Origin of the sequence: Pseudomonas sp. zfem001, from assembly GCF_032621725.1 — a bacterium.
Taxonomy (GTDB): domain Bacteria; phylum Pseudomonadota; class Gammaproteobacteria; order Pseudomonadales; family Pseudomonadaceae; genus Aquipseudomonas; species Aquipseudomonas sediminis.
This window is the reverse complement of record NZ_JAVYJI010000001.1, coordinates 1,297,793-1,323,579: the sequence shown is the minus strand read 5'-3', so window position 1 is coordinate 1,323,579 and position 25,787 is coordinate 1,297,793. Positions and strand designations below refer to the sequence as shown.

The 25,787-nt window shown below is 63.9% G+C and carries 26 protein-coding genes; 13 read left to right on the top strand and 13 right to left on the bottom strand.

Annotation, left to right across the window (positions count from 1 at the left end):
• Window positions 1-18: 18 nt before the first annotated feature.
• From dgcB to RTH74_RS06190, 5 genes are all read right to left on the bottom strand, one after another.
• Window positions 19-1,980 (bottom strand): dimethylglycine demethylation protein DgcB, encoded by a 1,962-nt coding sequence (gene dgcB / locus RTH74_RS06210; RefSeq protein ID WP_316914103.1) that lies wholly within the window; start codon window positions 1,978-1,980, stop codon window positions 19-21.
• 108 nt (window positions 1,981-2,088) lie between these two features.
• Window positions 2,089-4,149 (bottom strand): dimethylglycine demethylation protein DgcA, encoded by a 2,061-nt coding sequence (gene dgcA, locus RTH74_RS06205; RefSeq protein ID WP_316914102.1) that lies wholly within the window; start codon window positions 4,147-4,149, stop codon window positions 2,089-2,091.
• Window positions 4,150-4,252: 103 nt separating this feature from the next.
• On the bottom strand, window positions 4,253-4,783 hold the full coding sequence (locus RTH74_RS06200) for a DUF5943 domain-containing protein (RefSeq protein ID WP_316914101.1): 531 nt from the start codon (window positions 4,781-4,783) through the stop codon (window positions 4,253-4,255).
• Window positions 4,784-4,904: 121 nt separating this feature from the next.
• Window positions 4,905-5,882 carry a dipeptidase gene (locus RTH74_RS06195; RefSeq protein ID WP_106733696.1) on the bottom strand — a complete coding sequence of 326 codons (978 nt, stop codon included), beginning with the start codon at window positions 5,880-5,882 and terminating at the stop codon, window positions 4,905-4,907.
• A 183-nt stretch (window positions 5,883-6,065) separates the two neighbouring features.
• Complete coding sequence (locus RTH74_RS06190; RefSeq protein WP_316914100.1) at window positions 6,066-7,010, bottom strand: GlxA family transcriptional regulator; 945 nt, start codon at window positions 7,008-7,010, stop codon at window positions 6,066-6,068.
• 247 nt (window positions 7,011-7,257) lie between these two features.
• On the opposite strand from RTH74_RS06190, the gene choX reads away from it, so the two are divergent.
• From choX to RTH74_RS06170, 4 genes are all read left to right on the top strand, one after another.
• A complete protein-coding gene (choX, locus tag RTH74_RS06185; protein WP_316914099.1) occupies window positions 7,258-8,190 on the top strand; it encodes a choline ABC transporter substrate-binding protein in 933 nt (310 codons plus the stop codon).
• 100 nt (window positions 8,191-8,290) lie between these two features.
• Window positions 8,291-9,178, top strand: a complete 888-nt coding sequence (locus RTH74_RS06180; RefSeq protein WP_316914098.1) for a 3-keto-5-aminohexanoate cleavage protein — start codon at window positions 8,291-8,293, stop codon at window positions 9,176-9,178.
• Window positions 9,179-9,296: 118 nt separating this feature from the next.
• Window positions 9,297-10,262, top strand: coding sequence for an L-carnitine dehydrogenase (locus RTH74_RS06175; RefSeq protein ID WP_316914097.1), 966 nt, complete (start codon window positions 9,297-9,299; stop codon window positions 10,260-10,262).
• Between the two features lie 62 nt (window positions 10,263-10,324).
• Complete coding sequence (locus tag RTH74_RS06170) at window positions 10,325-10,807, top strand: thioesterase family protein (protein ID WP_316914096.1); 483 nt, start codon at window positions 10,325-10,327, stop codon at window positions 10,805-10,807.
• A gap of 57 nt (window positions 10,808-10,864) precedes the next feature.
• Here RTH74_RS06170 and RTH74_RS06165 read toward each other — a convergent pair whose 3' ends face one another.
• Entirely contained in the window at window positions 10,865-11,260 is a 396-nt protein-coding gene (locus RTH74_RS06165; RefSeq protein ID WP_037004502.1) for a YkgJ family cysteine cluster protein, read from the bottom strand.
• Between the two features lie 229 nt (window positions 11,261-11,489).
• Between RTH74_RS06165 and RTH74_RS06160 the strand changes: the two genes are divergently transcribed.
• From RTH74_RS06160 to RTH74_RS06130, 7 genes are all read left to right on the top strand, one after another.
• Window positions 11,490-15,101 (top strand): DUF2339 domain-containing protein, encoded by a 3,612-nt coding sequence (locus RTH74_RS06160; RefSeq protein WP_316914095.1) that lies wholly within the window; start codon window positions 11,490-11,492, stop codon window positions 15,099-15,101.
• Window positions 15,098-16,441, top strand: a complete 1,344-nt coding sequence (locus RTH74_RS06155) for a DUF3999 domain-containing protein (RefSeq protein WP_316914094.1) — start codon at window positions 15,098-15,100, stop codon at window positions 16,439-16,441. The genes RTH74_RS06160 and RTH74_RS06155 overlap by 4 nt, the downstream gene beginning before the upstream one ends.
• Before the next feature lie 187 nt (window positions 16,442-16,628).
• Window positions 16,629-18,329: a histidine kinase N-terminal 7TM domain-containing protein gene (locus tag RTH74_RS06150; protein WP_316914093.1), complete on the top strand. Its 1,701-nt coding sequence runs from the start codon at window positions 16,629-16,631 to the stop codon at window positions 18,327-18,329.
• Window positions 18,330-18,364: 35 nt separating this feature from the next.
• Complete coding sequence (locus RTH74_RS06145; RefSeq protein WP_099522821.1) at window positions 18,365-19,372, top strand: class 1 fructose-bisphosphatase; 1,008 nt, start codon at window positions 18,365-18,367, stop codon at window positions 19,370-19,372.
• Window positions 19,372-19,974 carry a DUF924 family protein gene (locus RTH74_RS06140; protein WP_316914092.1) on the top strand — a complete coding sequence of 201 codons (603 nt, stop codon included), beginning with the start codon at window positions 19,372-19,374 and terminating at the stop codon, window positions 19,972-19,974. Before RTH74_RS06145 ends, RTH74_RS06140 begins: the two co-directional genes overlap by 1 nt.
• 69 nt (window positions 19,975-20,043) lie before the next feature.
• Window positions 20,044-20,295 (top strand): outer membrane protein assembly factor BamE domain-containing protein, encoded by a 252-nt coding sequence (gene bamE, locus RTH74_RS06135; RefSeq protein ID WP_106733706.1) that lies wholly within the window; start codon window positions 20,044-20,046, stop codon window positions 20,293-20,295.
• Between the two features lie 12 nt (window positions 20,296-20,307).
• A complete protein-coding gene (locus RTH74_RS06130) occupies window positions 20,308-20,850 on the top strand; it encodes a lipocalin family protein (RefSeq protein WP_316914091.1) in 543 nt (180 codons plus the stop codon).
• Window positions 20,851-20,921: 71 nt separating this feature from the next.
• On the opposite strand, the gene RTH74_RS06125 is transcribed toward RTH74_RS06130, so the two are convergent.
• Window positions 20,922-21,359: a hypothetical protein gene (locus RTH74_RS06125; protein ID WP_316914090.1), complete on the bottom strand. Its 438-nt coding sequence runs from the start codon at window positions 21,357-21,359 to the stop codon at window positions 20,922-20,924.
• Window positions 21,360-21,437: 78 nt separating this feature from the next.
• Here RTH74_RS06125 and pip point away from each other — a divergent pair, with 78 nt between their 5' ends.
• A complete protein-coding gene (pip, locus tag RTH74_RS06120; protein ID WP_125879044.1) occupies window positions 21,438-22,409 on the top strand; it encodes a prolyl aminopeptidase in 972 nt (323 codons plus the stop codon).
• Entirely contained in the window at window positions 22,406-22,843 is a 438-nt protein-coding gene (gene dtd / locus RTH74_RS06115; protein ID WP_316914089.1) for a D-aminoacyl-tRNA deacylase, read from the top strand. Before pip ends, dtd begins: the two co-directional genes overlap by 4 nt.
• A 92-nt stretch (window positions 22,844-22,935) precedes the next feature.
• Here dtd and RTH74_RS06110 read toward each other — a convergent pair whose 3' ends face one another.
• The 6 genes from RTH74_RS06110 to hisI are packed head-to-tail and all read right to left on the bottom strand — an operon-like array spanning window position 22,936 to window position 25,770.
• Window positions 22,936-23,646, bottom strand: a complete 711-nt coding sequence (locus RTH74_RS06110; RefSeq protein WP_316914088.1) for a 16S rRNA (uracil(1498)-N(3))-methyltransferase — start codon at window positions 23,644-23,646, stop codon at window positions 22,936-22,938.
• Window positions 23,643-24,443 carry a twin-arginine translocase subunit TatC gene (gene tatC / locus RTH74_RS06105; RefSeq protein ID WP_099522812.1) on the bottom strand — a complete coding sequence of 267 codons (801 nt, stop codon included), beginning with the start codon at window positions 24,441-24,443 and terminating at the stop codon, window positions 23,643-23,645. The genes RTH74_RS06110 and tatC overlap by 4 nt, the downstream gene beginning before the upstream one ends.
• Window positions 24,440-24,784: a Sec-independent protein translocase protein TatB gene (gene tatB, locus RTH74_RS06100; protein ID WP_099522811.1), complete on the bottom strand. Its 345-nt coding sequence runs from the start codon at window positions 24,782-24,784 to the stop codon at window positions 24,440-24,442. The genes tatC and tatB overlap by 4 nt, the downstream gene beginning before the upstream one ends.
• Before the next feature lie 3 nt (window positions 24,785-24,787).
• Window positions 24,788-25,021, bottom strand: a complete 234-nt coding sequence (gene tatA / locus RTH74_RS06095; RefSeq protein WP_099522810.1) for a twin-arginine translocase TatA/TatE family subunit — start codon at window positions 25,019-25,021, stop codon at window positions 24,788-24,790.
• Between the two features lie 22 nt (window positions 25,022-25,043).
• Window positions 25,044-25,379: a phosphoribosyl-ATP diphosphatase gene (locus RTH74_RS06090; protein ID WP_099522809.1), complete on the bottom strand. Its 336-nt coding sequence runs from the start codon at window positions 25,377-25,379 to the stop codon at window positions 25,044-25,046.
• Window positions 25,372-25,770, bottom strand: coding sequence for a phosphoribosyl-AMP cyclohydrolase (hisI, locus tag RTH74_RS06085; protein ID WP_099522808.1), 399 nt, complete (start codon window positions 25,768-25,770; stop codon window positions 25,372-25,374). The genes RTH74_RS06090 and hisI overlap by 8 nt, the downstream gene beginning before the upstream one ends.
• Between the last annotated feature and the right edge of the window lie 17 nt (window positions 25,771-25,787).

Genomic DNA, 25,787 nt, shown 5'->3' with positions numbered 1-25,787 from the left:
CTACGTCGGTCGCATTCATCACTGCACCTCCGCCAGTTCGCGCTTGGCGGCAGGGCGCTTAGCCGCTACGTCGGTGGCTTCGATCAGCACTTCAGCGACCAGCTCGGCGATGTCCTTGATCTCCGGGCGCGGGGCGACCACGCCTTCGAGCATCGCGGTGCATTGCGGGCAGCCGACGGCTACCAGTTCGGCACCGGTTTCCTTGATGTCGACCATGCGCATGTCGGGGATACGTTGCTTGCCGGGGATGTCGGTGATCGGCGCGCCACCACCGCCGCCGCAGCAGCGCGAACGGAAGCCCGAACGTTCCATCTCCTTGACCTCGATGCCGATAGCCTTGAGCACCGCACGCGGCGCTTCGTACTCGCCGTTGTAGCGGCCGAGGTAACAGGGGTCGTGATAGGTGACGCTGGCGGCCTTGCTCTGGCCGAGATTCAGCGAGCCCTTGCGCACCAGCTCTTCGATGAAGGTGCTGTGGTGCAGAACCTGGTAGTTGCCGCCGAGTGCGCCGTATTCGTTCTTCAGCACGTGGAAGCTGTGCGGGTCGCAGCTGACGATGCGCTGGAAGCGGTACTTGGTCAGGGTTGCGATGTTGCGCTTGGCCAGGTGCTGGAAGGTCGCTTCGTCACCCAGGCGGCGAGCCACGTCGCCGCTGTCGCGCTCTTCCAGGCCGAGTACGGCGAAGTCGACGTCGGCAGCCTTGAGGATCTTCACGAAGGCCCTAAGCGTTCTTTGATTGCGCATATCGAAGGCGCCGTCGCCGACCCAGAACAGCACGTCGGTTTCGCCCTTGTCGGCAAGCAGCGGCAGGTTCAGGTCGGCGGCCCAGTTCAGGCGACCGCCGGGGTTGAAGCCGCCCGGGTTGTCGGTAGCAATGAGGTTTTCCAGCACTTCGGCGCCCTTGTTCGGCGTCGAGCCTTTCTCAAGCGTGAGATGACGGCGCATATCGACGATGGCATCGACGTGCTCGATCATCATCGGGCACTCCTCGACGCAGGCTCGGCAGGTAGTGCACGACCACAGGGTGTCGGCGTCGACCAGGGCTTTGCCCTGCAGCGAAACGATTGGCTGGTGCGGGCCGCCGCCGTGTTCACCGAGTGGCTTGCCCGGATACGGCGAGCCGGCGAAGTTGGCGTCGTTGCCACCGGCCAGGCCGATGACCATATCCTGAATCAGCTTCTTCGGGTTCAGCGGCTGGCCGGCGGCGAAGGCCGGGCACATGGCCTCGCATTTGCCGCACTGCACGCAGGCGTCGAAGCCGAGCAGCTGGTTCCACGTGAAGTCAGTGGGCTTTTCCACGCCCAGCGGGGCTTTTGGGTCATTCAGGTCCAGCGCTTTCAGGCCGGTGGAGCGACCGCCACCGAAGCGCTCGGCACGGCGGTGCCAGGCCAGGTGCAGGGCACCAGCGAAGGCGTGTTTCATCGGTCCGCCCCAGGTCATGCCGAGGAACAGCTCGGATACACCCCAGGCCACGCCGACGGCGAGGATGATGGCCAGCACCCAGCCACCGAAGTCGGGCGGCAGGATGCCGGCCACCGGCAGCGTGGCGATAAAGAAGCTGGCCGCGAACATCAGCAGGCTTTTCGGCAGGCGCATCCACGGGCCTTTCGACAGGCGCGAGGGCGGGTTCAGGCGGCGCTTGGCGACGAACAGGGCGCCGGTGAACATCAGCACCGTGGCCGCCAACAGGGCGAAACCGAGGATGCGGTTGTGCAGGCCGAAACCGTGCACGACTATGGCCAGCACTGCCGCGAGAACGAAGCCACCGGCGGTGGCCACGTGGGTTTTGGACATGTACTTGTCGCGCTCGACCACGTGGTGCAGGTCCACCAGGTAGCGACGCGGCATCTTCAGCAGGCCGCCGATCCAGTCGACCTTGGCCGGCCGACCGCGACGCCACATGAAGAAGCGCTTGGCCGCCCCGATGACCGCGAGGGCCAGGGCGGCGAAGAGCAGAATGGGGAGCAGGGTGTTTAACATCGAGGACATCCTCAAGCCCGAGGGTGGGGCTGATGGAAGAGGCTCTGGCCGCGATGCTGCTTACCTTGTCGCGGCTAAAGCCCCTCCCACACCGGTTCAGCGGTTAGATCAGAAGTCCTTGCACAGGCGCAAGGCGTCATAGATCGCCGCGTGAGTGTTGCGCTGGGCCACGCAGTCGCCGATGCGGAACAGCAGGTAGCCGTCGCCCGGCTCGCTCAGGCACGGCTGCGGCTTGATCGCGAACAGCGCGTCGACATCGATCTGGCCCTTGTTACGCGAGCCCTGCTTGAGTGCGTAGTACAGCGACTCGTCAGGCCGCACGCCGTTCTCCACCACCACCTGGTCGACCACGCGCTCTTCCTTGGCGCCGGTGTATTCGTTCTCCAGCACCGCTACCAGTTTGTCGCCTTCGCGGTAGACCTTCTCCAGCATCAGGTCCCCGGTCATGATCACTTCTTTCGGATACAGGCTGCGGTAGTAGGTCGGGAAGCTGGTGCCGCCAATGGCCACGCCTGGCTTGATGTCGTCGGTGACGATCTCCACCTGTGCGCCCTTGTCGGCCAGGTAGTCGGCGACCGACATGCCGGTGAATTCGCAGATGGTGTCGTACACCAGCACGTTCTTGCCCGGCGCCACTTTGCCCGAGAGCACATCCCAGCTGCTCACCACCAGGCCTTCGTCGGCGCCCCAGTGCTCGTTCTGCTCGAGGAACGGATGGCCGCCGTTGGCCAGCACGATGATGTCTGGACGCAGGTCGAGCAGGGTGGCCTCGTCGGCCGCAGTACCCAGGCGCAGATCGATGCCCAGGCGCGCCAGCTCCAACTGGTACCAGCGGGTGATGCCGGCGATCTGGTCGCGCTGTGGCGCCTTGGACGCCAGGGTGATCTGCCCACCCAGTTGTTCCTGCTTTTCAAACAGGGTCACGTCGTGGCCGCGTTCGGCGGCGACGCGAGCCGCCTCCATACCGCCTGGGCCGCCACCGACGATCACCACCTTGCGCTTGGCGCCTGTGGTCTTCTCGATGATGTGCGGTACGCCCATGTATTCACGGCTGGTGGCAGCGTTCTGGATGCACAGCACGTCCAGGCCCTGGTACTGGCGGTCGATGCAGTAGTTGGCGCCGACGCACTGCTTGATCTGGTCGATCTGGCCCATCTTGATCTTGGCGATCAGATGCGGGTCGGCGATGTGCGCGCGAGTCATGCCGACCATGTCCACGTAGCCGCCTTCAAGAATGCGCGTGGCCTGGTTCGGGTCCTTGATGTTCTGCGCGTGCAGCACCGGCACCTTGACCACTTCCTTGATGCCAGCCGCCAGGTGCAGGAAGGGCTCCGGCGGGTAGCTCATGTTCGGAATCACGTTGGCCAGGGTGTTGTGGGTGTCACAGCCCGAGCCGACAACGCCGATGAAGTCGATCATGCCGGTGGCATCGTAGTAGGCCGCGATCTGCTTCATGTCCTCGTGGGACAGGCCGTCCGGATGGAATTCGTCGCCGCAGATGCGCATGCCGACGCAGAAGTCGTCGCCGACTTCCTTGCGCACGGCCTTGAGCACTTCCAGGCCGAACTTCATGCGGCCTTCGAAGGTGCCGCCCCATTCGTCGGTACGCTTGTTCACGCGCGGCGACCAGAACTGATCGATCATGTGCTGGTGCACGGCGGACAGCTCGACGCCATCCAGGCCGCCTTCCTTGGCGCGGCGTGCGGCCTGCGCGTAGTTACCGATCACCCGCCAGATTTCCTCGACCTCGATGGTCTTGCAGGTGGCGCGGTGCACCGGTTCACGGATGCCGGACGGCGACATCAGGGTCGGCCAGTGGAAACCGTCCCAGCGCGAGCGACGACCCATGTGGGTAATCTGGATCATGATCTTGGCACCGTGCTTGTGCATGGCGTCGGCAAGATTCTGGAAGTGCGGAATGATGCGGTCGGTGGACAGGTTGACCGAGCTCCACCACTGCTGCGGGCTGTCGATGGCCACCACCGAGGAGCCGCCACAAATGGCGAGGCCGATGCCGCCCTTGGCCTTCTCCTCGTAGTACTTCACGTAGCGCTCGGTGGTCATGCCGCCGTCGGTGGCGTAGACCTCAGCGTGCGCGGTGGAGAGCACGCGGTTGCGGATGGTCAGCTTGCCGATCTGGATCGGCTGGAACATTGCTTCGAAGGCCATTACGGCATCCTCACGGTAAGCGCTCTAGCGTTGTGGGAGGCGCTGCAGCGGCGAGGGTGTCACCGCTGCAGTCCGGCCTTTCCACGGAATTCTTATGGGTGACTCAGAGTGGCCGGGTGACGAACAGGCCGTCGTCATGGCCTTCTTCGGAACCGCTGTACTCCTGCACGGTGACGGTGCGGATCGGACTGCCCTTGGCGGCCAGAATCTGGTCGATGGCGCCGGAGAACCAGCCGGTGAACATGTAATCCACCTTGCGATTGACCTTGCCGTACACGTAAACGAAGGCCGAATGCTTGAGCTTGACCTCGGCATGGCCGGTTTCCAGGTCGAGCTTCTGCGTTTCGAACAGGCCCCAGCCGCGCTGCGACAAGCGCTTCATGTAGTGCTCGAACACAGCGGCGCCTGAAATGCCATGGCATTCGGCTTCCTTCTCGCACCAGTGCCATGCGGATTTGTAGCCGGCCTTGTAGAGAATCTCGGCGTATTTCTCGGCGCCGAGCACTTCCTCGATGCCCATGTGATTGTTGACGAAGAAATGCCGCGGCACGTACAGCATCGGCAGGGCGTCGGTGGTCCAGACGCCGGTTTCGTCGTCGACCTGGATGGGCATTTCGGGGGCGTGGGTGGCCATGTACGGAAACTCCTGAGTTCGAATCGTAGGAGCGGCTTTAGCCGCGAAGCTTCAGGGCATGCCGTCCCTTCGGGACGGATCGCGGCTGAAGCCGCTCCTACAGAAAATGGGGTGGAAGGGCTTATTCGCCCCAGACGTCCTTCAATACGCGTACCCAGTTCTCGCCCATGACCTTGCGCACCACGCGCTCGGGCATGCCGCGTTTGAGCAGGGTCTCGGTGAGGTTGGGGAACTCGCCCACGGTGCGGATGCCCAGTGGGTTGACGATCTTGCCGAAGCTGGTCAGGCGGCGGGCGTAACCCTTGTCGTGGGTCAGCCACTCGAAGAATTCCTTGCCGTGGCCCTGGGTGAAGTCGGTGCCGATGCCGATTGCGTCTTCGCCGACGATGTTCATCACGTACTCGATGGCCTCGGCATAGTCGTCGATGGTCGAGTCGATGCCCTTGGCCAGGAACGGCGCGAACATGGTCACGCCGACGAAGCCGCCGTGGTCGGCGATGAACTTCAGCTCTTCATCGGATTTGTTGCGCGGGTGTTCTTTCAGGCCCGAGGGCAGGCAGTGCGAGTAGCAGACCGGCTTCTTCGATTCGAGGATGACTTCCTCGCTGGTTTTGGAACCGACATGGGACAGGTCGCACATGATGCCGACGCGGTTCATCTCGGCGACGATCTCGCGGCCGAAGCCGGACAGGCCGCCGTCGCGTTCGTAGCAGCCGGTACCGACAAGATTCTGGGTGTTGTAGCACATCTGCACGATGCCCACGCCGAGCTGCTTGAACACTTCGACGTAGCCGATCTGATCTTCGAACGCGTGGGCGTTCTGGAAGCCGTAAAGGATGCCGGTCTTGCCCTGTTCCTTGGCTTTACGGATGTCGGCGGTGGTGCGCACCGGGATGACCAGGTCGCTGTTCTCGCGGATCAGGTTGTTGCTGGCGACGATATTGTTCACCGTGGCCTGGAAACCTTCCCACACCGACACGGTGCAGTTGGCCGCGGTCAGGCCGCCCTTACGCATGTCTTCGAACAGTTCGCGGTTCCACTTGGCGATGATCAGACCGTCGATGACGATGCTGTCGGCGTGCAATTCGGCTGGGCTCATCAGGCTTGTCCCCTAAACAGATGCGCCGAGTCGGTCGTCGGCGCTTTGGGGAGAGCTTATCCCTGGGGGGCAGGGCGACCCGGTGCAAAAACGACTGGGGGTTTGCCGAAAGCGTCAAGCCGAGGTCGCGAACGGATATGTGGCTCTGCATGTGGTATCCCGTTCCAACGGGCAGGTGTGCATTCAGGCTGGCCGTTCGTGACGATCCTGGCTGGGGCTGACGGCGAAGCGCCTGCGGTAGCTGCGCGAGAAGTAAGAGGCCGAGTCGAAGCCGCAGGCAAGGCTCACCTCAAGTACGCTGAGATCGCTCTGGCGCAATAGCTGGCGCGCCTTGTCCAGGCGCAGATCGAGGTAGAAGGCCGAGGGTGTGGTCGCCAGATGGTTGCGGAAAAGGCGCTCCAGCTGGCGCACGGTGATGCCGGCCAGCTCGGCCAGTGCCTCGCTGGACAGCGGTTGCTCGCACTGGCGCTCCATCTCGCCGACCACCCGTACCAGCTTCTTGTTGTGCAAGTCGTAGCGGCTGGCCACCTGCATGCGTTGGTGGTCCAGGCGGGTGCGGATGCGGCTGACCACGAACTGCTCGGACACCTGCACCGCCAGCGGCTCGCCGTGTTCCTGGCCGATCAGGCCGAGCATCAGGTCGAGGCTACTGGTGCCACCGGCGCTGGTGATGCGCCGGCCGTCGATCTCGAACAGTTCCTGAGTTACCAGCAGCGTCGGGTAGCGTTCGCGAAAGGCATCGATGGCTTCCCAGTGCAGGGTCAGGCGCTGGTGCTGGAATAGCCCCGCTTCAGCCAGCACGAAGCTGCCGGTGTCGATGCCGCCGAGGATCGCCAGTTCCGGCTCGCGTCGTTGCAGCCAGTGCGCCAGATGATGGTCGTAGTGGGCCAGTGGCTCGAACCCGGCGACCACGAACAGCGCCTGGCTGTCAGCGGGCAATTCCAGGCTGTCGTCGACGTTGAGCGACATGCCGTTGCTGGCCTGCACGGCATTGCCATCCTGGCTGAGCAGGCGCCAGCGATACAGCTCGCCGCGAAAGCGATTGGCCACGCGCAGCGGTTCGATGGCTGACATCAGGCCCATCATCGAAAAGCCGGGCAGCAGCAGGAAGCAGAAGGTCTGGGGCATACAGGTCACGACACGGGTGCAGGATTACGGGCATACCGAGAGATTAATGGGCCAGTATGGTTTTCATGCAAGAAAAAGTCGGCATAGGTCAATAAATAGTCGTTCAAGTGCGAATGTTGCATCGAATCGAAGCGTAAGGTGTTTTCATCGGGAGATGAAAGTCCCCGAGCACGGTGGGGGTTCTGTCCGTTGACAGGCCTCTAGAAGAACGAAATAGAACCGCTGTGACACGATGAGGAGCACCCAGATGAAAGGTCTTACCGCGCTGGCCGCGTGCTGCACCCTGAGCCTGTTCAGTACCTCCCTGCTGGCCGACGACGCCAGTTGCAAGAACGTTCGAATCGGCGCCGTCGGCTGGACCGACGTGGTCGCTACCACCGCCGTCGCCAGCGAGCTGCTGAGTGGCCTCGGCTATGAAATCAAGCAGACCCAGGCGTCGCAACAGATCATCTTCGCCGGTATCCAAAAAGGGCAGATCGATGCCTTCCTCGGCTACTGGAAGCCGATCATGGACGACAACATCAAACCCTTCCTCGATGCCGGTGCAGTCAAGGTCGCGGCCGAGCCGTCGCTGGATGATGCGGTGGCGGTGCTCGCGGTACCGAGCTACACCGCCGACAAGGGCCTGAAGACCCTGGCCGACATCGCCAAATTCAAGGACGAGCTGGACGGCAAGATCTACGGCATCGAAGCCGGCTCGGGCGCCAATACGGCGATCCAGAAGATGATCGACTCCGACCAGTTCGGTCTGGGTGGCTTCAAACTGGTGGAGTCGAGTGAAGCGGGCATGCTCGCCGCCGTCGGTCGCGCCGTACGCAACGAGAAACCGGTGGTGTTCTTCGGCTGGAAACCGCACCCGATGAACCTGTCGATGCAGGTCACCTACCTGACCGGCACCGACGACGTGTTCGGCCCCAACGATGGCGCCGCCACGGTGTCCACCGTCACCGCGCCGGACTACGCCGAGCGTTGCCCCAACGCCAACCGCCTGCTCACCAGCCTGCGCTTCACCAGCCAGCAGGAAGCCGAGCTGATGCAGCCGATCATGGACCGTAAGCCGGCCGCCCAAGTGGCGCGTGACTGGATCAAGGCCAACCCGCAGGTGGTCGATGCCTGGCTCGAGGGCGTCACCACGCTGGACGGCAAGCCTGCCAACGCCGCGCTGGTCGCTGGCAACTGATAGCACGGCGCCGGTTGATCCGGCGCCAATTTCCCTTTTTTGCACAACGCCTGCGGCCCCGCCGTCGGCACTCGTTCGCCTCTGGAAAGGACAGTCGAAAATGAATTACGAGGTTATCGTCACCTGCGCGGTGACCGGCGCTGGCGACACCGTCGGCAAACATCCGGCGATCCCGGTCACGCCCAAGGAGATCGCTGCCGCCGCCATCGAGGCGGCCAAGGCCGGTGCCACCGTCGCCCACTGTCATGTGCGCGACCCGCAGACCGGCAAGCCGAGCCGCGACGTGGCGCTGTACCGTGAGTTGGTCGAGCGCATTCGTGAAAGCGATACCGACGTGATCATCAACCTCACCGCCGGCATGGGCGGTGATCTGGAGATTGGCCGGGGCGAGCAGCCATTGGAGTTCGGCGCCGGCACCGACTTGGTCGGGCCGATCACCCGTCTGGCGCATGTCGAGGAACTGCTGCCGGAAATCTGCACCCTGGACTGCGGCACGCTGAATTTCGGCGACGGCGACTTCATCTACGTCTCCACCCCGGCGCAACTGCGCGCCGGCGCCAAACGCATCACCGAGCTGGGGGTGAAGGCCGAGCTGGAAATCTTCGACACCGGCCACCTCTGGTTCGCCAAACAGATGATCAAGGAAGGCCTGCTGGACGACCCGCTGATCCAGCTGTGCCTGGGCATTCCCTGGGGCGCGCCGGCCGATACCACGACCATGAAGGCCATGGCCGACAACCTGCCGCCAGGCATCACCTGGGCTGGCTTCGGCATTGGCCGCATGCAGATGCCCATGGTCGCCCAGGCCATGTTGCTCGGCGGCCACGTGCGGGTGGGGCTGGAGGACAACATCTGGCTGGATCGCGGCGTGCATGCGAGCAACGGCCAACTGGTCGAGCGCGCCATCGAGATCATCGAGCGCCTTGGTGGTCACGCCCTGACCCCGGCCGAGGGGCGGGAAAAGATGAAGCTCAAGCGTCGCGGCTGAAGCACTGCCCTACTCCCGTGGGAGGGGCTCTAGCCGCGACAGCCTTAGCCCGGACGCAATCCGGGGCATTCCCTAACGCCAATTCCCCGGATGGCATCCGGGCTACCGGAGTTCAACCATGACCTTCGTCACCGATATCAAAACTGTCGCCGCCCTCGGCACCGGCGTCATCGGCGCCGGCTGGATTGCTCGCGCCCTGGCCCATGGCCTCGACGTCATCGCCTGGGACCCGGCGCCCGGCGCCGAGGCTGCGCTGCGCACGCGGTTGGCCAATGCCTGGCCTGCGCTGGAAAAACAGGGCCTGGCACCCGGCGCGGCATTGGATCGCCTGCGTTTCGTCAGCACCATCGAGGACTGCGTGCGCGATGCCGATTTCATCCAGGAAAGCGCGCCCGAGCGCCTCGACCTCAAGTGTGAGCTGCATGCCAAGATCAGCGCTGCCGCTCGCCCCGACGTGCTGATCGGCTCCAGCACCTCGGGTCTGCTGCCCAGCGAGTTCTACGCAGATGCCGCGCACCCCGAGCGCTGCGTGGTTGGCCATCCGTTCAACCCGGTGTACCTGCTGCCACTGGTGGAGGTAGTCGGCGGGGCGAAGACCGCACCTGAAGCGGTGCAGGCGGCGATCAGTGTGTACGAGTCGCTGGGTATGCGCCCGCTGCATGTACGCAAGGAGGTGCCAGGATTTATCGCCGATCGCCTGCTCGAAGCGCTATGGCGCGAGGCGCTGCATCTGGTCAACGACGGCGTGGCGACCACCGGCGAGATCGACGATGCGATCCGCTTCGGCGCCGGCCTGCGCTGGTCGTTCATGGGTAGCTTCCTGACCTACACCCTGGCTGGCGGCCCGGCCGGCATGCGCCACTTCATGGCGCAGTTCGGCCCGGCGCTGAAGCTGCCCTGGACGTACCTGGAAGCGCCGGAATTGAGCGAGGGGCTGATCGACGCGGTGGTCGAAGGCACCGCCGAGCAGCAGGGCGAACGCAGCCTGGATGCCCTGGAGCGCTATCGCGATGACTGCCTGCTGGCGGTTATGGAGGCGATTCGCCAAACCAAGGCCAAGCACGGCTTCGAGTTCGCCGAGTAACCGAGTCATTCCCGGTGCGCACGGCGCACCCTACGCACCGGGTCCACTTCTGGAGTCGTGTCATGTCCGCCAAGCCGCTGACCAGCTACCAAACCACCATCTCCCCTGACTGGGTCGACTACAACGGCCACTTGCGTGACGCCTTCTACCTGCTGATCTTCAGTCATGCCACCGATGCGCTGATGGACGTGCTGGGCCTGGACGAAGCCGGCCGCGTCCGTACCGGGCACACCCTGTACACCCTGGAATGTCACCTGAACTTCCTGGCGGAGGTGAAAGAGGGCGAGCGGGTGGAGGTGCGCACCCAGCTGCTGGCGCACGACGCCAAGCGCCTGCATATCCACCATGGTCTTTATCGGCCGGGCGAAGACGTCAGCCTCGCGGAAAGCGAACAGATGCTGATGAACATCGACAGCGCGGCCGGCCGCGCGGCGCCATTCGACGAGCAGGTGGCCGAGCGGGTGACGCAACTGGCTGCCGAACAGCAGAACCTACAATGCCCTGCCTGTGTCGGGCGTGTTATCGGCCTACGCCGGGCCTCGTAGGGTGTCGCGGGGCCGCCCAGGCTGTGCGCACCAGCGTCACTGCCCGTGCAGCAACCCTTATTTGGGCTTATACGCGCAATACCCCGGCCTTGGCCCGACCTTGGGGTGATGACGGCAGGTGTCCGGGCGTTTTTCGTAAACGCTGCACAGGCGTGTCTTGCGATCCAGAAAAAGGCAGTCGTTGTTGGACATGCGGATCAGGGTGAAGATGCCTGATTTCTGATTGAAGCGCTCGACGATACCGTCTTTCTGCAGGCGCTTGGCGATGTTCTTCGGCGGCTCGCTGCGCTCGAACTCGTCCACCAGCTCCAGGCGGATCAGGTCATTCAGGCGTACCTCAACCGGCATGGTGCAGCAGGTGGACATGCAGCTGTGGCACATGTCGGCAGTGTATTTGGCCCAGGTTTCCAGGCGGTCGATTTCTGCAGCGGCTATCAGGCGGGGCTTTATCATGGTTTTGGCTATCGTGCGGTCTGCGCCGCTGCTGTCACGGGGCGGCGATGATAGCGGGCGCGTGGCGTTTGTGAAGCACCGGCTGGCGGCTGATCGCTTTCCGTTGTGCCTGTGAACGGCTTGGCAGTCGTCTCTCTGGGTGTTGGTTGGTGCGACTCCTTATACTGATGCCCGTCTCGGGCACGGCAGGAGCGCGAGGCGACCTCTTTCTCAGGGTTGGGACATACGCATGCAATGGATTTTCATGCTGGTCGGTTTGGTGCTCGGTGCGGGCGTCAGTGAATCGGTCACGGGCGCGCTTCTTGGTGGGTTGATCGGCCTCAGCCTGGGCCAGGCGATACGTCTGCAAGGGTTGGAGTCGCGCAACGTACAACTTGCCGCGCAGCTCAAGGACTTCGCCGAACGCTTCGAGCGCGGCACCCGCGCCATGCACGAGCGTCTGGTGAAGGTGGAGCAGGGCGAGCGCAGTGAACCGGAGCCTGTCCCGGTCCCCGTGTCTGCTGAACCTGTTGCCAGTGCTGCGCCCGAACCACTACCGGAGCCGCTCTTTGCCGAAGAGCCGCAGCCGGAGCTGGACTGGACGCTGGACCCATTGCCGGAAATCGAAACGCCACCTCCTGTCAACGAGCCCGTACCGCTGGCGGCCCAAGTCGCCCACGAGCCTCAACCGACAGCGCAGCAAAGCCCCTGGCGCGAGCAAACGCCGCGTGAGCCGAACCTGATCGAGCGCGGTATCGCGGCGGCCAAGGCTTGGCTGTTCGGCGGCAACACCGTGCTGCGTGTCGGCGTGGTGCTGCTGTTCCTCGGCCTGGCCTTCCTTCTGCGCTATGCCACCGAAGGCGTCGAGGTGCCGGTCGCGCTGCGTTACATGGGCGTCGCCGCCAGTGCCCTTGCCTTGCTCGGTCTGGGCTGGTGGCTGCGCCGGCGCAATCGCAACTACGCCCTGGTGTTGCAGGGCACCGGCATCGCCGTGCTGTACCTGACGGTGTTCGCCGCGATGCGCCTGCATCCGCTGCTCGATCCGGGCATGGCGCTCGGCCTGCTGGTGGCGGTGACGTTGTTCTCGGCGATTCTCGCCGTGCAGCAGAATGCCCTCGGCCTTGCGGCTGCGGCCGCACTGGGTGGCTTCGCCGCGCCGATTCTCACGTCCACCGGCAGCGGCAACCATGTCGCGCTGTTCTCCTATTTCGCTCTGCTCAACGCCGGTATCTTTGCCATCGCCTGGTTCAAGGCCTGGCGCCTACTCAACCTGATCGGCTTCGTCGGCACCTTCGGCATCGGTTTCGCCTGGGGACTGCGTTCCTATACGCCGGAACTGCTGTGGAGCACTGAGCCGTTCCTGCTGCTGTTCTTCCTGATGTACGTGGCCATCGGCCTGCTGTTCGCCCGCCGCACCCTGCGCGACGCGGCGGATGCGCCCCAGGCGCGTGACGAGCTGCTGCGCTGGTCGCTGCGCCGTGGTGATTACGTCGATGCCACCACGCTGTTCGGCCCTCCGTTGGTCGGCTTCGGCCTGCAGGTGGCATTGGTACGGCACATCGAATTCGCCGCCGCTTTCAGTGCCCTCGGCCTGGGCCTGTTCTATCTGCTGCTGGCGCGTGTGCTCAAGGCGCGAGCTGGCGACCGTGCGCTGCTGCTGGTGGAAACCTGCCTGGCGCTTGGCGTGGTGTTCGCCAGCCTGGCTATTCCGCTTGGTCTCGATGCGCGCTGGACGGCGGCGGCCTGGGCGGTGGAGGGTGCTGGCATCTTCTGGCTAGGCCTGCGCCAGGGGCGACCGCTGGCGCGTGCGTTCGCTCTGTTGTTGCAGGTGGGCGCGGCGTTGGCGTTCGTCAGCGGCCTGGATTTTGGCTACGACAGCCTGCTCGACGGTTCGCCACTGGGCGCACTGATGCTCAGTGCGGCGCTGCTGTTCAGTTACTGGCAATTGCGCCAGGCGCCGCAGTCTGCCAGCACTTGGGAAAGCCGCCTGCTGCCCTGGTTGGGTCTGGCCGGGCTGGCATTCATCTACCTGATTGCGCCGCTGCTGTTCGAGGCGCCCGGCACTGCCATCGCCTGGGCGCTGGGCGGGCTGGCGACCTTGTTCGTCGGCCTGCGTATCGCCGCGCCAAGTTTCGTTTACAGCGCTTTCGCCATCCAGTTGTTCGGCGGCCTGCTGTTCCTCGGCCAGATGGCGCTGGATTCGCTGTTCGGCAGTGGCAGCTTCAGCGCGGGCTGGTTCGGCTTGCTGGCGGCGTCGATGGTTGGCTTGGGGCTGATCGCCGGCATGTTGCTGGCGGCGCGTGATCCGCATATCCGCGAGAACCGCCGGCTGCTCGGCGCACTGTCGGCAATCATGCTGGTGGGCCTGGTGTTCATCAACCTGGCGGTGCTGTTCGTGTTGCCCTGGGTCGCAGCCGCGGCGGTGTGGGGCGGTACGGGGCTGCTGATTCTGTGGCTGGCGCTTTATCTGCAGCAGCGCGCGGCCTTCCTGTTCAGCCTGGTGTTGCAGGTATTCGCTGGCCTGGCGTTCCTTGCCGCCGGGCCGTTGCTGCTGTCTGGCATCAGTGGCGAGGGCTTGTCACCGCTGGCGCACACCGGTTTCTGGACCCCAGCCGTACTCGGCCTGGCCGCGCAGATCGGCGCCTGGCGCCTGCACGGCCTGGCGCGCAGCGGGCGGGAAACCGGGTTCGATGGCGTCAGTCTGCAGCGCCTGGGTCAGCTCTTGCTGGCCTGGGGCGCGGCCTGGTGGGCACTGGCTTTGGCCAGTGAGGTGATGCGTTTCGTCAGCGTTGAGCTGCAGGCCAGCGTGCTGCTGGTACTGGCCGCTCTGTCGAGCCTGGCCTGGATGCTGCTCGCGCTGCGTACGGGTTGGCGCGACCTGGCCGTGCTGTGCAGCCTGCTGGCGCCGGTGGCAGGCTTGATTCTGGCCTATGCCTGGCATCCGCAGTATCACCCGGCGGCGAACTATGGCTGGCTGGGTTGGATCGCCGTGATTGCTGCGCATCTGTTGATGCTGAGGCGTTTGAGCGCGCTGCTGCCGAGCCGCGCGGCCAGCGTCGCCCATGTGCTCGGTTGCTGGTTGCTGCTTGGCGTGCTGGCGTTGGAGCTGCGTTATCTGCTGCTGAGCCTGTCCGAGCACTACAACGCCTGGCGCTGGCTGAGCTGGGCGTTGATACCTACCGCCTATCTGTGGGCCATGGCCCAGGCGCGTCGTCTGCCCTGGCCGGTGGCCAGTTTCGACCGTGAGTACCGGCTTTGGGCGGCGGCGCCGCTGGCAGCATTGATGCTCGCTTGGTTCTGGGTGGCCAATGCCAACAGCGCTGGCGACAGCGATCCGCTGCCTTACCTGCCGTTGATCAACCCGCTGGAGTTGGGCCTGCTGTTGTGCCTGGGCGCGCTTTTCGTCTGGGCCCGCGATGCGCTACCGCGCTTCGGCCTGCAACCTGCGCGTGCGCAGCAAGTGGTGCAGGGCGTCGCTGGACTGTCGTTGTTCGCTCTGCTGACCGTGATGGTGATGCGTACCGCGCACCAGTGGGGCGGCGTGCCCTGGCACAGCTCGGCACTGTACGACTCGATGCTGGTGCAGGCCGGCCTGTCCATCGTCTGGACCCTGATCGCCCTGGCGCTGATGCTGTTCGGCCACCTGCGTGCGCGTCGCGAGCTGTGGCTGGTCGGCGCCGCGCTGATCGCGCTGGTGGTGGCCAAGTTGTTCTTCGTCGAACTGGGCAACCGCGGCGGCCTGGAGCGTATCGTGTCGTTCATTGGCGTCGGGGTGCTGCTGTTGGTGGTGGGCTATTTCGCCCCACTGCCGCCGCGCAAGGCCGAAGAGTCGGCCGCTAACGAACAGGAGTCTGCCGTATGAACTTCATCCGTTGGGGCCTGCTCCTGGGTTTGTCGTTGAGTGCGCTCAGCCAGGCCAGTGAGAAACCTCAGGACTATCGGCATGGCGCAGCGCTGCAACTCGCTGGCGAGGGACCCTGGTATCGTCTGGAGCTGCCCTTCGCCGCTCACCTTGCCGCCGGGCATGGCGATTTGCGCGATCTGCGCGTATTCGACAGTAACGGCCAGATGCAGGCCTACGCGTTGATTCCGGGGCGTAGCGAGACCGTGCAGCAGGAACAGGAGCATGGCGTGCGCTGGTTTCCGTTGCGAGGCCGCGCCGATACCCAGGACATACCTGCGCTGCGCGTCGAGCGCAGCACCACTGGTACGTTGATCGAGCTGCGCGGCGATGCGCCGGTCGAAAGCGAGCAACAGCTTCGGGGTTGGTTGCTCGATGCCAGTACCATCGATGCGCCGCTGGTGCGTATGAATCTGGACTGGAGCGGCGCCGAGGAAGGATTCCAGCGTTTCAGCATCGAGGCCAGTGATGACCTGCAGCACTGGCGCAGTTGGGGGGAAGGGCAGGTGGCGCGTCTGAGCTTCGCCGATGATCGCATCGATCAGCGCCAGGTCGAGCTGCCTGGGCAGCGGGCCCGGTATCTGCGTCTGCTGTGGCGCAATCCTACCCAGGCCCCGCAGCTGCAGGCCGTTACCCTGCGCAGTCAACGGCAGGCTCATCAGGCCGCGCCGCTGGTGTGGTCCGAGCCCATGCCGGCGCAGACCAGCGCTGAGGGGCAGTACCAGTGGCAGCTGCCCTTGTCATTGCCTCTGGAGCGACTGCGGGTCGAGCTGGAACAGAGCAACACGCTGGCACCTCTGCGCTTCGAGGCGCGCAGCAGTGATCAGGGTGCCTGGCGTCAGCTGACAAGCGGGGTACTTTATCGTCTGCCTGAGGCTGGGCGTGAAGTGGTTAACGATGAGTTGAGTCTGCCCGGTTGGCCGGTGCGCCAGCTGCGTGTGCAGGTGGATGCCCGGGGCGGCGGCTTGGGGGTGGATACGCCACGCTTGCAGGTCGCGTTGCGTGCCACGCAACTGGTGTTTCTCGCCCGTGGCGAGCCGCCTTATCGGCTGGCGCTGGGTAGCCCGAGCGCGCAGTCGGCAGCCTTGCCACTGCATACCCTGATCCCTGGTTATCAGCCGGAGCGACTGGCCAGCCTTGGCCGTGCCGAGTTGACCGAGGCGTTTGCCTCTGCGCTCGAGCCACAAGCCGGCTCCGGCCAGGACTGGCAGCGTTGGGGACTCTGGGCTGTACTGTTAGTGGGCGTTGGGTTGCTGGCCGCGATGGCCGCCAGTGTGCTGCGTCGCCCGCCAGACGTCTGAGAGGCATGGACCAATAAAGCCCAGCTGCGGCAGGGCTTTTGCAGTATCTTAGGCACCCCGCGCCAATCCAGCATTGAAGGTCAGGAAGGCCCTTGCGTATTTCGATTCGCGTCATCGCCCAGTCGTCTTGTGTCGCGTGTGTACGTGATTCAAGTGCTGCCTCGCCGGGAATACGGAGGCGTCGCTGATGCAGGCCTGCATGGCTTCCGGCTGGAGTTTCTCGGCACCGGTATTGGTGACGCTGCTGGTGTGCCTCGGCGTGATCCTGCTGGCGCACTGGGTGACCCGCCAGCGCGACTTTCCCGGACGTGAGAGTTTCATCCTGCTGCATCTGGCCAGCCTCTGGTGGATGGTTACTGCAGCGCTGGAAATGACCTTCCTCAGCGCCGACTGCAAGATGTTCTGGGCCAGCATGGCCTGGCCCGGCATCGTTTCCACGCCCACCTTCTGGGCCGTCTTCCTCTGGCAATACGTCAATAGCATGCGCGCGCCTCTGGCACGTAGCAGCATCCTCGGCTTGAGTCTGGTACCGCTGCTGGTCTGGGGGCTGGCGCTGAGTAACCCCTGGCATGGTCTGTTCTACGGGGCAGGCAGTGCGCCGGTCGACGCCAGCCTGGGTGCGCCGGTGCGCTACGAGCATGGTCCGTTGTTCTACGCTACGGCCGTCTATGTCTATCTGTTCATGGCCTTCTGCATGGGGGTGGTGACACGTGCGGCGGCATTGAGCCAGGGGCTGCATCGCCGCCACTATCTGGCCTTCGTGCTGGTCACCGCGGTGCCGTGGGTGGCCAACGTCGGTTATGTGGGGTTCGGCTTGACCCTGTTCGGCTTCGACCCGACGCCCTTCAGTTTCGCGTTCACCCTGATCGCTTTTTCCTGGCTGATCGTCGGGGTACGCCTGTTCGACCTGTTGCCGGTGGCCCGCCATCTGCTGCTCGAAGCCTTGCTCGATCCGGTGCTGGTGATCGACCCGCGTGGACGTGTGATCGAGGCCAACCCGGCAGCGCTGAAACTGGCAGGCCTGCAATCGGGATGGCAAGGCACCGAGTTGGCGCAATGGCCGGTGTTCGGCGCCGATCTGCAGCAGTTGCTGCAAGAACACAACGGTCCCGAGCAGGATCTGCCGCTGACGCTGACCAGTGCCGCGCGCTACTACGAGGTGCGCGTGCGCGCCATCCAGCGCGCCACTCGGCACGGCCCGACCCTGCTCGGCCATATGCTCTACATCCGTGACGTGACCCAGCGCCACCTCAGTGAGCTAAAGCTGGCCGAAGCGCTGGCGCTGAGCGAGGAGCGCCTGCGCACCATCTCCAGCCTGCACGAACAACTGCGCGAACAGGCCCTGTGTGATCCGCTGACGGGGTTGTACAACCGGCGTTACCTGGATGAGTTCTTCGAACGCGAACTGGCCAGGGTGCAGCGCGAGAACCTGCCATTGGCGCTGGCCCTGATCGATCTCGATCACTTCAAGCGCCTCAACGACGAGTGCGGCCACCTGGTCGGCGACGACGTACTCAAGGCGGTCGCCCAGCACCTGCTGGATAACCTGCGCAGCACTGATGCGGTGTTTCGTATCGGTGGCGAGGAGTTTTTGCTGATCCTGCCGGGCGCCGATCCACGTGAGGCCAGTGAACGCCTGCAAAGCATCGGCACGCAGCTGGCCGCTCAGGATGTCGCGACCCGTGGTGGTGATCAGCGTGTGACGCTGTCCGCCGGCCTGGCCCATTGGCCTGAGCAGGGTCAGGCACTCGACGAGCTGCTGCAGGCTGCCGACGCCGCGCTTTATCAGGCCAAACGCGACGGGCGTAACCGCGTCTGCGACCTTTTGCCCGGCGCGGATCTCAGCCATCCATCCCGGCAGGCAGCATTGCGCGGCGACTCGGGTTAAACTGCGCGCGATTTTTCCCCTTTCCGGAGCCGTCCATGTCCCGCGTCACCCTGAGCCGCTACCTGATCGAGCAGACTCGCAGCCACAACACCCCGGCCGACCTGCGTTTCCTTATCGAAGTCGTGGCGCGGGCCTGCAAGGCGATCAGCCATCAGGTTTCCAAGGGCGCCCTTGGCGGCGTGCTGGGCAGCCTGGACAGCGAAAACGTGCAGGGCGAAGTGCAGAAGAAGCTCGACGTGATTTCCAACGAGATTCTGCTCGAAGCCAACGAGTGGGGCGGCCACCTGGCCGGCATGGCGTCCGAGGAAATGGACAACGCCTACCAGATCCCCGGCAAGTATCCGAAAGGTGCCTACCTGCTGGTATTCGACCCGCTGGACGGCTCCAGCAACATCGACGTCAACGTTTCGGTCGGCACCATCTTCTCCGTGCTGCGTTGCCCTGAGCGCAATGGCCAGACCGGCGACCTGGGCGAGGAGGCCTTCCTCCAGCCGGGCACTCAGCAGGTCGCGGCCGGCTACGCCATCTATGGCCCGCAGACCATGCTGATGCTGACCCTCGGCGACGGCGTGAAGGGCTTCACTCTGGATCGTGAACTCGGCAGCTTCGTGCTGACCCACGACAACATCAAGGTGCCGGAGTCGACCAAGGAATTCGCCATCAACATGTCCAATCAGCGCCACTGGGAAGCCCCGGTGCAGCGTTACGTTTCCGAACTGCTGGCCGGTGAAACCGGGCCGCTGGGGCGTAACTACAACATGCGCTGGATCGCCTCGATGGTGGCCGATGTGCATCGCATCCTCACCCGTGGTGGTGTGTTCATGTACCCGCGCGATGCTCGCGAGCCGGACAAGCCGGGCAAGCTGCGCCTGATGTACGAGGCCAACCCGATGTCGATGATCATCGAACAGGCTGGCGGCGCTGCAACCGACGGTAGCCAGCGCATTCTCGACATCCAGCCCACTTCCCTGCACCAGCGTGTGCCGGTGTACCTTGGCTCCAAGGAAGAAGTGCTGCGTATCACCGCGTACCATCGCAGCTGATGCAGGCCTGGCAGCCGCTGCTCGACTGGTGGTTCGGTGTCGATCACGGCACGGCCACCGAGGTGGCTGCGGCGCGCCAGGCGTTGTGGTTCGGCAAGCGTGACAGCCAGGACCGTGAGGCCGAGGTGCGCTTCGGCGCGTTGGTCGAGCAGGCACTGGCTGGCGAGCTGCAAGGCTGGGCGGACGATCCGCAGGGCTGGCTGGCGCAACTGATCCTGCTTGATCAACTGCCGCGCATGATCTTTCGCGACACACCACGCGCATTTGCGGGAGACCAACGGGCTCGCCCGCTGCTGCGCGATGGTCTGGAGCGCGGCTGGGACCGCCGGCTGATGCCGATCCAGCGTGTCTTTGCCTATTTGGTCTTCGAGCATGCCGAAGATCTGCCGTTGCAGAACCGTGCGGTTGAGCTGTTTGCTGATCTGCTCAGTGAAGCTGCTGTCAATGAGCGGCCATTGTTCGCCAACTTCCTCGATTACGCCGAGCGCCATCAGCGGGTGATCGCTCGCTTCGGTCGTTTTCCCCATCGCAATGCGATTCTCGGTCGCGCATCCAGCGACGAAGAGCTGGCCTTCCTGCGGGAACCCGGCTCGCGTTTCTGAACTCCAAGCGGGCAAGTCGTCGCCGGCTATGCCAAGCTTGCTGGCACCTTCCCATCAGGAGCTTCATCCATGTCGATGCGTATCGTCGCGTTGCTCGCCTGTTGCCTGCTCGCCGCTTGCGGCAAGGTCAATCAGGAAAACTACTCCAAGCTCAAGGCCGGTATGAGCAAGCAGGAGGTGGAAAGCCTGCTCGGCGCGCCGGGCGAATGTGCCGGTGCGTTGGGGATGACCAGTTGCACCTGGGGCGACGACAAGGCCTATATCAGCGTCCAGTACGCCGGGGACAAGGTCATGCTGTTCTCCGGCAAGGGACTCAAGTAAACAGGAGCCTCCATGCGTTCGATCCTAATTGCCAGCGCCATTCTCGCTCTCGCCGGCTGTGCCAACTCGGGTACCGGCAGCATTCAGAAGCCGCCACCACAGACCATGCAGGTCGACCTGCAGCGCTACCAGGGCACCTGGTACGAGTTGGCGCGCCTGCCGATGTTCTTCCAGCGCAACTGCGTGCAGTCCGAAGCGCACTACGGTTTGCGTGACGACGGGCGCATCGACGTCACCAACCGCTGCCGTGACAAGGACGGTGAATGGATCGAGGCCAAGGGTGTCGCCGAGCCTCAGGTCGAAGGAAAGACCGACAAACTCTGGGTGCGCTTCGATAACTGGGCCAGCAAGATCCTGCCGATCAAGGGCGACTACTGGGTGATCTACCACGACGAGGATTATCGTGTAGCGCTGGTCGGCCACCCGAAGCACAAGTACCTGTGGCTGCTGTCACGCACCCCGGAGATCGATCAGGAAACCCGCGACAAGCTGCTCAGCGTCGCGCGTGAGCAGGGTTACGTGACCTCGGATCTGATCTGGCGCCAGCCCGACTGATCCAACTGTAGCCCAGATGCAATCCGGGGATGTCTGCCCTGGATTTCCCGGATTGCATCCGGGCTACGCTTTCACTCCCAGTCCAGCCGCGCGAGTTTCCACTCGTTGCCGTCCAGCCACCATTCCAGCTTCACCGAGTAGTGCCGCGCGCTGTCGGGAATCAGCCCTTCGGCGCCGCTAAGACCCACCTGCGCTTCGGTATAACCCTTGCTGCTGATTGCCGAGTCGATCCAGCTGTTCTTGCCCAGTGCGATGACCTTGATGTTCTTGTGGCGCAGGAACAGCAGGGTCATGGTGCGTTTGGCCCACTCACGCTCCAGCTCCTGGCGGGCCAGGAAATCATCATGTAGCTGCTCCAGCACTGCACCGGTGCTCTTGGCCTCGATATTGTCCTGCAACTGCTGTACGGCCGCCTCCAGCGCTGCCTGTGGGTCGTCACGACCGCCGCAGCCGGCGAGCAGGAGGGTGATGGACATAAACAGCGACCAAGCCAGATGACGCATCGACATGCTGAACTTCCTTTTCATGGTTATGATGCCGGGCAGAGTGGAACACGGCAGTTGTAGCCCAGCCAACAGGAGCCAACCATGCAGACTTTGTATCCGGAGATCAAACCCTACGCCCGCCATGAGCTGGCGGTCGAGCAACCGCACGTGCTTTACGTCGACGAGAGCGGCTCTGCGGATGGGTTGCCGGTACTGTTCATCCATGGTGGCCCTGGCGCCGGCTGCGATGCGGCCAGCCGCCGCTACTTCGATCCTGCCCTGTATCGCATCGTCACTTTCGACCAGCGTGGCTGCGGCCGCTCCACGCCGCACGCGAGCCTGGAGAACAACACCACCCAGGCGTTGATCGCCGATATCGAGCGTATTCGCGAGCATCTTGGCATCGACAAGTTCGTGCTGTTCGGCGGCTCCTGGGGCTCCACCCTGGCGTTGGCGTATGCGCAGACGCATCCGCAGCGTGTGCATGGGTTGATCCTGCGCGGCATCTTCCTGTGCCGGCCGCAGGAGCTCAGCTGGTTCTATCAGGAGGGCGCCAGCCGCCTGTTCCCTGATTATTGGGAGGACTACGTTGCGCCGATTCCGGCGGAGGAGCGCGGCGACCTGATGCAGGCCTTCTACAAGCGCCTGACCGGTGCCGACCAGATCGCCCAGATGCATGCGGCCAAGGCCTGGTCCACCTGGGAGGGGCGTACCGCCACCCTGCGTCCCAACAGCCAGGTGGTCGATCGATTCAGTGATGCCCATCGCGCACTGTCCATCGCCCGCATCGAATGCCACTACTTCGTCAACGACGCCTTTCTCGAACCCAACCAGTTACTCCGCGACATGCCGAAGATCGCCCACCTGCCGGGCATCATTGTGCATGGCCGATACGACGTCATCTGCCCGCTGGATAATGCCTGGGCGCTGCATCAGGCATGGCCCAACAGCGAGCTGCAGATCATCCGCGATGCGGGGCACTCGGCGGCTGAGCCCGGCATTACCGATGCACTGGTGCGCGCCGCGGATGAGCTGTCGCGACGCCTGCTCGACCTGCCGCCGGAGGATGCGTGAAGCTGCTGATCCAGCGCGTCACTGAGGCGCGGGTGGAGGTGGAAGGGGAAGTGGTCGGGCGCATCGATCAGGGCCTGCTGGCGCTGGTCGGCATCGAACCGCAGGACGATCAGGCCAGTCTGTCGCGCGCGCTGCACAAGCTGCTGAATTACCGCGTGTTCAGCGATGAAGCGGGCAAGATGAATCGTTCGCTGACGGATATGCAGGGCGGTCTATTGCTGGTCTCGCAGTTCACATTGGCGGCTGACACCAAGAGCGGTATGCGCCCCAGCTTCTCCAGCGCTGCACCGCCGGTGCAGGGGGCTGCGCTGTTCGACGGCTTGGTCGAAATGGCCAAGGCCCAGCACCCGCAGGTCGCCACCGGGCGCTTCGGCGCCAATATGCAGGTGCACCTGGTCAACGATGGGCCGGTGACCTTCCTGCTCGAGGTATAGCGGTAGCTTGTGGGAGCGAGCTCTGCTCGCGAATGCTGGCGACTCGAACGCTTCGCGAGCAGAGCTCGCTCCTACAGGTTGATCGTTCGTGTTTAGAACAACCTGGCCAGCAACGCCGGCACGGCCGTCTCCACTCGCAAGATTCGCTCGCCGAGTTGCACCGGCTGCAGGCCTGCGGCTTCACGCAGCAGCTCGACTTCGTAGGGAATCCAGCCACCTTCCGGGCCGATGGCCAGGGTCACTGGTTCCTGTACTGCACGCGGGCATGATGGGTAATCACCGGGGTGGCCGGTCAGGCCGAGCGTGCCTGCTGCCAACGCCGGCAGGCGATCCTCGACGAAGGGCTTGAAGCGTTTCTCGATGCTCACCTCGGGCAGCACCGTGTCACGCGCCTGTTCCAGGCCCAGAATCAGCTGTTCGCGAATGGCCTCTGCCTCGAGAAATGGCGTCTGCCAGAAGCTCTTCTCCACGCGATAGCTGTTGACCAGCACTAGGCGCGGCACGCCCATGGCGCTGACGGTTTGCAGCACGCGCTTGAGCATCTTCGGGCGGGGTAGGGCGAGGATCAGCGTCAGCGGCAGCTTGGTCGGTGGTGGTTGGTCGAGGCTGACCTGCAGTTCGGCATGCTCGGCATCCAGAGCGATCAGTCGACCTTCGCCCATCAAGCCGTCAAGGCGACCGACGCGCAGGCGGTCACCGGTTTCGGCGCGATGTACTTCATGTAGGTGCTTCAGGCGCCTACCCGTGAGACATACCCGGTCGCCGTCGACGAAGTCGGCGTCTTCCAGCAGCAGCAGATTCACGGCAGTGGTGCGGGTGGTTGGTCTTCGGGCTCGGCCTCGGCTTCTTCCTCGGTCTGTTCCTCGTCGCGCTTACGCTTGACCATGGCGCCAGCCAGCACGCCGGCCTCGAACAGCAGCCACATAGGTACTGCCAGCAGCGTCTGCGAGAACACGTCCGGCGGCGTCAGCACCATGCCGACCACGAAGCAGCCGACGATCACGTAGGGACGGCTCTTGCGCAGTGTGGCGACGTCAACCAGCCCGACCCAGATCACCAGAAATGTAGCGATGGGGATCTCGAAGGCCACGCCGAAGGCGAAGAACAGCGTCAGGACGAAATCCAGGTACTGGCCGATGTCGGTCATCATCGCCACGCCTTCCGGCGTCACGCTGGCGAAGAAGCCGAACATGATCGGGAACACCACGAAGTAGGCGAAGGCCATGCCGGCATAGAACAGGAAAATACTGGAGACCAGCAATGGCACCGCGATACGCCGTTCGTGGGTATACAGCCCTGGCGCGATGAAGCCCCAGATCTGGTGCAGGATCACCGGCATGCCGAGAAACAACGCACACATCAGCGTCAGTTTGAACGGTGTGAGAAACGGCGAGGCGACGCCCGTGGCGATCATCGTCGCGCCTTCCGGCAGGTAGGCGCGCAGCGGCGCTGCTACCAGAGCGTAGATATCCTGAGCGAAGTAGAACAGGCCGGCGAAGATCAGCAGGATGATCACTACACAGCGCAACAGGCGAGTACGCAGCTCGGCCAGGTGCGAGACCAGGGGCATTTCCTGGTCGGCTTGTGGATTATTGCTCATGGCTGGGGATTCTTGTCCTGAACGCTCTGGGCCGTTTCGGTGGTCGCTTTGGCGCTGTTCTCGGCTGGCGGGCTGTTACTGCTGCCGGTGCCGAGAATGTCTTGCTTCATCGCCTTCATCTCGCGCTCCAGCTCGAGAATCCGCTCGTTGTGCAGCTGGCGACGAATTTCATCAGCACCGATCTCGCGCTCCACCTCGGCCTTGATCGAGTTGAAGCTGCGCTTGATCCGGCCGATCCACAGGCTGGCCGTCCGCACGGCACCGGGCAAGCGCTCAGGGCCGAGCACCACCAGAGCCACGAGGCCGACCAGTAATAGCTCGGTAAAACCGATGTCGAACATGGCTTAGTCTTTCTTCGCCGGCTCTTCGACCTTGCGTGCCTGGGCATCGATGGTCTGGCCCTTGGGCTCTTCCACGGCGGGCTTTTCAGCTTCGCTGCTATCCATCGATTTACGGAAGCCCTTGATCGCGTCGCCCAGATCCGAGCCCAGGCCTTTCAGGCGCTTGGTACCGAAAAGCATGACCACGATGAGCAGGATGATCAGGAGTTGCCAGATGCTGATACCGCCGAAACCCATGATGAGTTCTCCGTTGTGAAAGTTATTCGGATTGCGGTCGCGCGGCTTTTTCCGCGTGGCCGGAGAGGCCGAAACGGCGATCCAGTTCATCCAGCACGGCCTGAGGATGCTGGCCGAGGGCGGCGAGCATGACCAGGCTGTGGAACCACAGATCGGCGGTTTCGTAGATCAGGTCCTTGCAGTCACCGCTGGTGGCGGCGTCCTTGGCGGCGAGGATGGTTTCCACCGATTCCTCACCGACCTTTTCCAGAATCTTGTTCAGGCCCTTGTGATACAGGCTGGCGACATAGGAACTGTCGGCCGCTGCGCCCTTGCGCGCTTCCAGTACCTCGGCCAGGCGGCTCAGGGTGTCACTCATGGCTGTGTCCTGCATAGATGGCGTGCGGGTCTTTCAGCACGGCGTCGACGGTTTTCCAGTCGCCATTCTCGTACACGCGGTAAAAGCAGCTCTCGCGACCGGTGTGGCAGGCGATGCCGCCCAGTTGTTCGACCATCAGTACGATAACGTCGGCGTCGCAGTCCAGGCGCAGTTCGTGCAGCTTCTGCACATGGCCGGACTCTTCACCCTTGCGCCACAGCTTGCCACGTGAGCGCGACCAGTAGATGGCGCGGTTCTCTGCAGCGGTGAGAGCGAGGGATTCGCGGTTCATCCAGGCCATCATCAGGATGCGGCCACTCTGGTAATCCTGAGCTATCGCTGGCACCAGACCGTCTTCGTTCCAGTGGATTTCGTCGAGCCAATCTTTCATCGGTGTTCCAAGTCTGC

What these genes read in the sequence shown, in the direction of transcription:
- dgcB (WP_316914103.1), bottom strand. Translation starts at nt 1,980, where the DNA reads ATGTTAAACACCCTGCTCCCCATTCTGCTCTTCGCCGCCCTGGCCCTC.
- dgcA (WP_316914102.1), bottom strand. Translation starts at nt 4,149, where the DNA reads ATGGCCTTCGAAGCAATGTTCCAGCCGATCCAGATCGGCAAGCTGACC.
- RTH74_RS06200 (WP_316914101.1), bottom strand. Translation starts at nt 4,783, where the DNA reads ATGGCCACCCACGCCCCCGAAATGCCCATCCAGGTCGACGACGAAACC.
- RTH74_RS06195 (WP_106733696.1), bottom strand. Translation starts at nt 5,882, where the DNA reads ATGAGCCCAGCCGAATTGCACGCCGACAGCATCGTCATCGACGGTCTG.
- RTH74_RS06190 (WP_316914100.1), bottom strand. Translation starts at nt 7,010, where the DNA reads ATGCCCCAGACCTTCTGCTTCCTGCTGCTGCCCGGCTTTTCGATGATG.
- choX (WP_316914099.1), top strand. Translation starts at nt 7,258, where the DNA reads ATGAAAGGTCTTACCGCGCTGGCCGCGTGCTGCACCCTGAGCCTGTTC.
- RTH74_RS06180 (WP_316914098.1), top strand. Translation starts at nt 8,291, where the DNA reads ATGAATTACGAGGTTATCGTCACCTGCGCGGTGACCGGCGCTGGCGAC.
- RTH74_RS06175 (WP_316914097.1), top strand. Translation starts at nt 9,297, where the DNA reads ATGACCTTCGTCACCGATATCAAAACTGTCGCCGCCCTCGGCACCGGC.
- RTH74_RS06170 (WP_316914096.1), top strand. Translation starts at nt 10,325, where the DNA reads ATGTCCGCCAAGCCGCTGACCAGCTACCAAACCACCATCTCCCCTGAC.
- RTH74_RS06165 (WP_037004502.1), bottom strand. Translation starts at nt 11,260, where the DNA reads ATGATAAAGCCCCGCCTGATAGCCGCTGCAGAAATCGACCGCCTGGAA.
- RTH74_RS06160 (WP_316914095.1), top strand. Translation starts at nt 11,490, where the DNA reads ATGCAATGGATTTTCATGCTGGTCGGTTTGGTGCTCGGTGCGGGCGTC.
- RTH74_RS06155 (WP_316914094.1), top strand. Translation starts at nt 15,098, where the DNA reads ATGAACTTCATCCGTTGGGGCCTGCTCCTGGGTTTGTCGTTGAGTGCG.
- RTH74_RS06150 (WP_316914093.1), top strand. Translation starts at nt 16,629, where the DNA reads ATGCAGGCCTGCATGGCTTCCGGCTGGAGTTTCTCGGCACCGGTATTG.
- RTH74_RS06145 (WP_099522821.1), top strand. Translation starts at nt 18,365, where the DNA reads ATGTCCCGCGTCACCCTGAGCCGCTACCTGATCGAGCAGACTCGCAGC.
- RTH74_RS06140 (WP_316914092.1), top strand. Translation starts at nt 19,372, where the DNA reads ATGCAGGCCTGGCAGCCGCTGCTCGACTGGTGGTTCGGTGTCGATCAC.
- bamE (WP_106733706.1), top strand. Translation starts at nt 20,044, where the DNA reads ATGTCGATGCGTATCGTCGCGTTGCTCGCCTGTTGCCTGCTCGCCGCT.
- RTH74_RS06130 (WP_316914091.1), top strand. Translation starts at nt 20,308, where the DNA reads ATGCGTTCGATCCTAATTGCCAGCGCCATTCTCGCTCTCGCCGGCTGT.
- RTH74_RS06125 (WP_316914090.1), bottom strand. Translation starts at nt 21,359, where the DNA reads ATGTCGATGCGTCATCTGGCTTGGTCGCTGTTTATGTCCATCACCCTC.
- pip (WP_125879044.1), top strand. Translation starts at nt 21,438, where the DNA reads ATGCAGACTTTGTATCCGGAGATCAAACCCTACGCCCGCCATGAGCTG.
- tatC (WP_099522812.1), bottom strand. Translation starts at nt 24,443, where the DNA reads ATGAGCAATAATCCACAAGCCGACCAGGAAATGCCCCTGGTCTCGCAC.
- tatB (WP_099522811.1), bottom strand. Translation starts at nt 24,784, where the DNA reads ATGTTCGACATCGGTTTTACCGAGCTATTACTGGTCGGCCTCGTGGCT.
- tatA (WP_099522810.1), bottom strand. Translation starts at nt 25,021, where the DNA reads ATGGGTTTCGGCGGTATCAGCATCTGGCAACTCCTGATCATCCTGCTC.
- RTH74_RS06090 (WP_099522809.1), bottom strand. Translation starts at nt 25,379, where the DNA reads ATGAGTGACACCCTGAGCCGCCTGGCCGAGGTACTGGAAGCGCGCAAG.
- hisI (WP_099522808.1), bottom strand. Translation starts at nt 25,770, where the DNA reads ATGAAAGATTGGCTCGACGAAATCCACTGGAACGAAGACGGTCTGGTG.